The sequence below is a fragment of the Rubritalea sp. genome, assembly GCF_039830215.1.
In the GTDB taxonomy this organism is placed as follows: domain Bacteria; phylum Verrucomicrobiota; class Verrucomicrobiia; order Verrucomicrobiales; family Akkermansiaceae; genus Rubritalea.
Window position 1 is genome coordinate 1 of the sequence record NZ_JBDOPO010000258.1, and the last position, 5,552, is coordinate 5,552.

General features: G+C 46.3%; 4 protein-coding genes and 1 pseudogene. 4 read left to right on the top strand and 1 reads right to left on the bottom strand.

Annotated elements, in window-relative coordinates; translation table 11 throughout:
* The 4 genes and pseudogenes from ABGY95_RS08455 to ABGY95_RS08470 form a co-directional block, all read left to right on the top strand.
* Positions 1-645, top strand: a pseudogene (locus ABGY95_RS08455) (hypothetical protein); the annotation flags it as partial.
* Between the two features lie 175 nt (positions 646-820).
* Positions 821-1,129 (top strand): translation initiation factor IF-1, encoded by a 309-nt coding sequence (gene infA / locus ABGY95_RS08460; RefSeq protein ID WP_347441247.1) that lies wholly within the window; start codon positions 821-823, stop codon positions 1,127-1,129.
* 28 nt (positions 1,130-1,157) lie between these two features.
* Positions 1,158-1,508 (top strand): Spx/MgsR family RNA polymerase-binding regulatory protein, encoded by a 351-nt coding sequence (locus ABGY95_RS08465; protein WP_347441244.1) that lies wholly within the window; start codon positions 1,158-1,160, stop codon positions 1,506-1,508.
* Positions 1,509-1,561: 53 nt separating this feature from the next.
* Positions 1,562-3,400: an SLC13 family permease gene (locus ABGY95_RS08470; protein WP_347441245.1), complete on the top strand. Its 1,839-nt coding sequence runs from the start codon at positions 1,562-1,564 to the stop codon at positions 3,398-3,400.
* A gap of 5 nt (positions 3,401-3,405) precedes the next feature.
* On the opposite strand, the gene ppk1 is transcribed toward ABGY95_RS08470, so the two are convergent.
* Entirely contained in the window at positions 3,406-5,511 is a 2,106-nt protein-coding gene (gene ppk1 / locus ABGY95_RS08475; protein WP_347441246.1) for a polyphosphate kinase 1, read from the bottom strand.
* Positions 5,512-5,552: the final 41 nt, after the last annotated feature.

Below are 5,552 nucleotides of genomic sequence, written 5' to 3' on the forward strand. Positions count from 1 at the left end.
GTGGTTAAGGACATTGCTCAGCTGTATGAAAATATGGAGAATTGGAAGGACGCACACGCGTTTTATGATTGGGCTTACCAGATAAGTAACGGGGACACTGCTTTGAAACTCAAGGCTGGTCAGATAGGTGACCGTGTGGCCAATGAGAAAATGAAAGAGCTCGAAGAGCAGCTCGAGGCAGATCCAAATAATGACGAACTTCGTGCGCAAGTGGTTGCCGCTCGACAATCATTGGCTAAAGCCTCTGTGGTTGAGGCAGAAAGACGCGTCGAGCAAAACCCTACTGATCCTCAGCTACGCTTTGAACTTGGATCAGCTCTCTATAATTCTGGAGCTTATAGTGAAGCCATTCCACACTTGCAGCAAGCTACACGTAACCCCCACATTAGGACACGCGTATTGCTTACACTAGCGCGTGCTTTTGATGGTAAGTCTATGTTTGACCTTGCTATCAAACAGTTGTCTGATGCCCTAGCTGACTTACAGGCAATGGACTCAACGAAGAAAGAAGTTCTTTACGAAAAAGGCCTGATTCACGAGAAGATGGGAGTGAAAGTAGACGCTCTGGAGTGTTTTAAGCAAATCTACGAAGTTGACTACGGTTATCGTGATGTGGCGAATCGTGTGGAGTCATCCTACAGCTAGTACTGCGTTTTCAAAGAGCTCCAAGGGGCAGCTTAGAGCTTTTTTGAGACAAATTATTCAAGAATAGTCCTAAATAAGTGTTGCGTAGACGAGATATCTAATGATCATGCGCTCGCAGTAAGTTGCCAGAATTAATGGAGCTTGCTTCAGATTTAATCAACAAAGGAGAAACGTTATCGCAGCAAAACCAAGAAGAGGCGGTCGCCGCCCAAATAGAAGACCAGGCGGAGGAGCTAGTGGCCGGTTTAAGAAAAAGGAAGAAGATACACGTGAGGATAAGTCTGTAGAGATTGAAGGTACGATCAAGGTTGTTCTTGCTGGTACTATGTTCCGAGTTGAACTTGCTGGTGGCCACGAGGTGTTAGCACATATTTCAGGGAAAATGCGTAAGCGTTTCATTCGTCTGGTTGTTGGTGACCGCGTGCGTATGGAGATGTCTCCTTACGATACTACAAAGGCGCGCATCACCTTCCGTATTGGTTAATTTATAAGAGATTTTAGCACCATTTCGCATGCTTAGGTACTACAGTTACAAAGGATGTGGCACTTGCCGTAAGGCAAAGAAGTGGTTGACAGAGAGTGCCGTCGAGGTGGAGGAGATCGCTATTCGCGAGACTCCCCCTTCGATCGATGAACTAAAGTTGGCTTTGAAGAGTGGCCTCACTCTCAAAGCTCTTTTTAATAGTTCGGGCGGGGATTATCGCGAGTTGGGGGTAAAGGACCTTCTTCCAACGCTGACCGAGCAAGAAGCTCTGGAAATGCTTCATAGTCGAGGAAATTTGGTGAAACGTCCATTTCTAGTTTCCTCAAAAGGGGCTCTGGCTGGCTTTAAACTCGCAGAGTGGGAACAGTTTTTTCTTTAGACCTGACTTTTTAGGCTTAGTCGAGTTACAGAGATCTGCTAGTTTTTGTATTGATGTTTTTTGAGAGTGGGCAGCAGGTATTTTTGGCGATCTTGATGATCGTCGTTTTTGTTGCATTCGTCAGGGAGTGGCTTTCAACAGAGTTGGTTGCTATCGGCGGTTTAGTGGCATGTATTTTTTCAGGAGTACTATCAGTCACCCCAGGAGCGGAGAATAATGCCTTATTAGTGTTTTCCCATCCTGCGCCGATCACAGTGGCGAGCATGTTTATTTTAAGTGCAGCTCTTGATCGTACGGGTGTGATTGATTCCTTAGGTAGCTGGTTTGAGAGATTTGCTGGAGGGAGCCCACTTCGCATGTTGGTGGTCATGTTGATACTGGTTTCGAGTTTGTCTGGATTCGTCAATAACACTCCGGTGGTAGTGGTTTTCATGCCCATAGTATTGGGGATTTGCAGACGTAAAGACTACAAGGCGTCACACTTTTTGATTCCACTTTCCTATGCCGCGGTGGCTGGAGGAACGATGACTGTCATTGGTACTTCGACGAATCTAGTGGCTGCGGGTATAGCCAACAAGGTGATGAAACCATTCACTATGTTTGAGATTACTCCACTGGGGTTGACCTTTGTGGTGGTGACTTTTTTCTACATGGTGACGATAGGCCGAAGGCTCTTGCCCGACCGTACAACTTTGGCTGCGTTGATCGATAATGAGACGAGCAGGGAGTTTATTACGCATGCCTTTGTTAAGGAGAATTCCCCGCTAGCCGGGCAGCTATTTCCTGATTCAGAATTAGCAAAAATTAAGAAAGCTAGAGTGATAGAAGTCCGCCGAAATGGAGCTCGAATGCTGGAACCGTTGCCTAAGATTCGTTTTGAGACTGGTGATGAAATAGTTTTCAAAGGTGGGGTTCAAGCCCTGATGGGTATCAAAAACAATACGGACGTTGATGTCCGTGGCGAAGAAAGGCTGGGGCTGGAAGATGTCCGTATTGAGTCGGCTGTGTTGATGGAGGGTATTTTAGGACCTGAGTCGTCACTAGCTGGTAAAAACCTAAAAGAGCTCAACTTTCGTCAGCGCTTCGGAGTGCTCATATTAGCAGTGCATCGCAAGGGTGAGAATCTTCGCGAACGCTTTGAGGATGAGCGTTTGAGGTTTGGTGATACCTTGCTTGTTCAGGGCCCCTCAGAGAAAATGCAGCGCCTTTTTCAGCAGAAAGATTTCATTAACCTCAGTGCTCCTAAGCATCAAGAGAGTCGTGCGCACAAGGCGCCATTCGTGTTGATCTCGCTAGCCTTATTTATTGTGGTTGGTGCACTTGGGGGGAATTGGGGAATTCCAGCAGTACCAACTGTGCTTTTGGCTATGTGCTGCGCTTTTGGTGTTTTGGTGACACGCTGCCTTGACCCAATTGAAGCTTTCCAGGCGATCGAGTGGAAAGTTGTGTTCATGATTTGTGGGATGCTAGGGCTCGGGATGGCCATGTCCCAGAGCGGTCTCGCAGCAAACACCGCACGTGCTGTGGTTGGGATTGTCGACGGCATTGATTTCGTGGATGCAGGAGTGAAACCTTACATCATGTTGGCAGCCTTTTATCTCTTAGCAAATGTTCTCACTGAAATGATATCAAATAATGCTGTTGCAGCTTTGCTCACCCCCTTATCTATTTATGTGGGGATTCAGATGGGAGTGGACCCTAGACCCTTCGTAGTGTCAGTAATGTTTGGTGCATCAGCGAGCTTCTCAACTCCAATCGGATACCAGACTAACACGTTTGTGTATGGTGCTGGAGGTTATAAGTTTAGTGACTTCTTTAAGGTGGGTTTCCCACTCAATTTAGTCTTGTGGATTGTGGCGAGTATCATGATCCCAGTGCTCTGGCCATTTTAGAGAGCTTAGTTGCTCGGTCTGTGTGGCTCAAATGTTGTGGTGCGCGTGTAGGCTCGAGCTTTTGCTAATTTTACTGCCTTTTTCTGCAGGTGCTCTTGCATTCTGAATACGCTAGTTTTTCCCTTGGGATTAACGCGTTCCGAGCTGCCATCTTCCAATATTCGGTGTGCTTGTTGGTTGTCTTTGAATGCGGCTTGAAGAATTTCGGAGATTTGGGATTTGATGTCCTTATCGACGATTGGAATCATGAGTTCCACACGCTTTTCAAGGTTCCGAGTCATCCAGTCGGCTGAAGAGATAAATATGAGGTTATCTCCACCTTGGTAAAATTGAAAAATTCTAGAGTGTTCGAGGTAGTAATCGATGACTGAAGTGACTTCGATGTTTTTAGCTTCTGGATGCGAGCCGGTCTTGAGACAGCAAATACCGCGGATGTTGAGCTTGATTTTAACTCCAGCTTTGGAGGCTCTATAGAGTGCATCAATAATCTCTTTATCCTGCAGCGAGTTTACCTTAGCGGTGATATATGCTTTTTCACCTGATTTGGCACGGGAGGATTCACTAGCGATGAGCTCAAGTAGGCGCTTCTTCATGTGGGTTGGAGCTGGCAGAAGGTGATTTGTTGTGACGAGCTTTGAGCGTCCGGTGATGGCGTTGAATACAATTGATGCATCGGCGCCAAACTTACTATTTGCGGTGAGGATGGATGCATCGGTGTAGAGTCGTGCCGTCGTCTCGTTGTAGTTACCTGTTCCGAAATGGCAGTAGCGTTTGATAGATCCCGCTTCTTTTCTGAGGATTAAAGTTATTTTAGCATGGGTTTTTAGCCCCTTTACTCCGTAAACAATCTGAACTCCTGCACGCTGGAGTTCTTCAGCTCTATGCAGGTTTCTAGCTTCGTCAAAGCGAGCCTTTATTTCTACAAGAACTGTCACTTGTTTGCCATTCTCAGCAGCTCTAATGAGAGCATCAATGATGCGAGAGTGTTTTGCCGTGCGGTAGAGGACTTGTTTGATCGCTAGAACTCCGTCGTCTTTTGATGCTTCTTCAATGAGGCGGATGACTGGGTCAAAACTTTGGTACGGGTGATAGAGTAGGATGTCACCCTTTGAAATCTCATCAAAAATAGAATTTTGGAAATCAATGCTAGTGGCTGCTTGGGGCTCCCAGGAGGGGGCTTTGAGATCTTCATAGCCAGAGATGAATGCGAGCTGCATGAAGTCGCTAAGGCATAATGGTCCGTTGATTCTGTATACTTGCTCAATGCTGGCCCTGGACAAGGAAAGTACAGTTTTTTCTAGCAGTCTGGAGCCTGTAGCACTCATCTCAACACGTACAGTGTTGCTAGTTTTCCTAGCTGAGAGGACTTCCTCCATTTCTCCAGCTAGGTCGATTGCGTCTTCTTCCTGAACCGCGATGTCTCCATTACGCGTTATTCGAAACACCGTGTGTGCTCTAACAGTTTCACTAGGGAAAAGGATATTAGCAAAATACGCAATGGCGTCTTCAGTGGGGATGACATACTGGGTGCCGAGTTCTTCCACCTGAATGAATCGGTCAATGCCTTCCGTTATAGGTATGAGTACGGTACGTTGTTTGTTTTTTTTACTTTTCATAACACAGGCAACAATGAGTGTCATGGCTGGTAGTGTTAGGGCGGGGTGATCATCTTCCTTGGTGTGTTTCTCTACGGCTAGTGGTGTGAGTAGGGGGAAAATGTTTTTTTCGAAGCGGCGATGCGCTTGCTCTTTGATGTGTTTTGGGAGTTTCTTTGGGGATCGGATCTGGATCTTGTTTAGTTCTAAATCTGGGAGTAACTCGTTATTGAATAGTGTGTACTGTTCGGTTACTTGATTTTTTATGCGCTTGCGAACGGCCGCGAGTTGTTGCACTGGCGTCATTCCAGAGATATCTCTTTTTCTTGATCCTGTGCTTTTAAGGAGGGTGAGTCCTCCGACTCGCACTTGGAAAAATTCGTCCATGTTAGAGGCGCTTATGGCTAGGAATTTTAGTCGCTCGAGTAGAGCCTTATCTTGCCGTTGCGCTTCACTTAGGACTCGTTGGTTGAACTCAATCCAAGAGAGTTCTCTGTTTATGTAGCTGAAGGACATGGTAGTTTAGCTAAGTTTGTCCTCTATGAGGTTAATTTCTA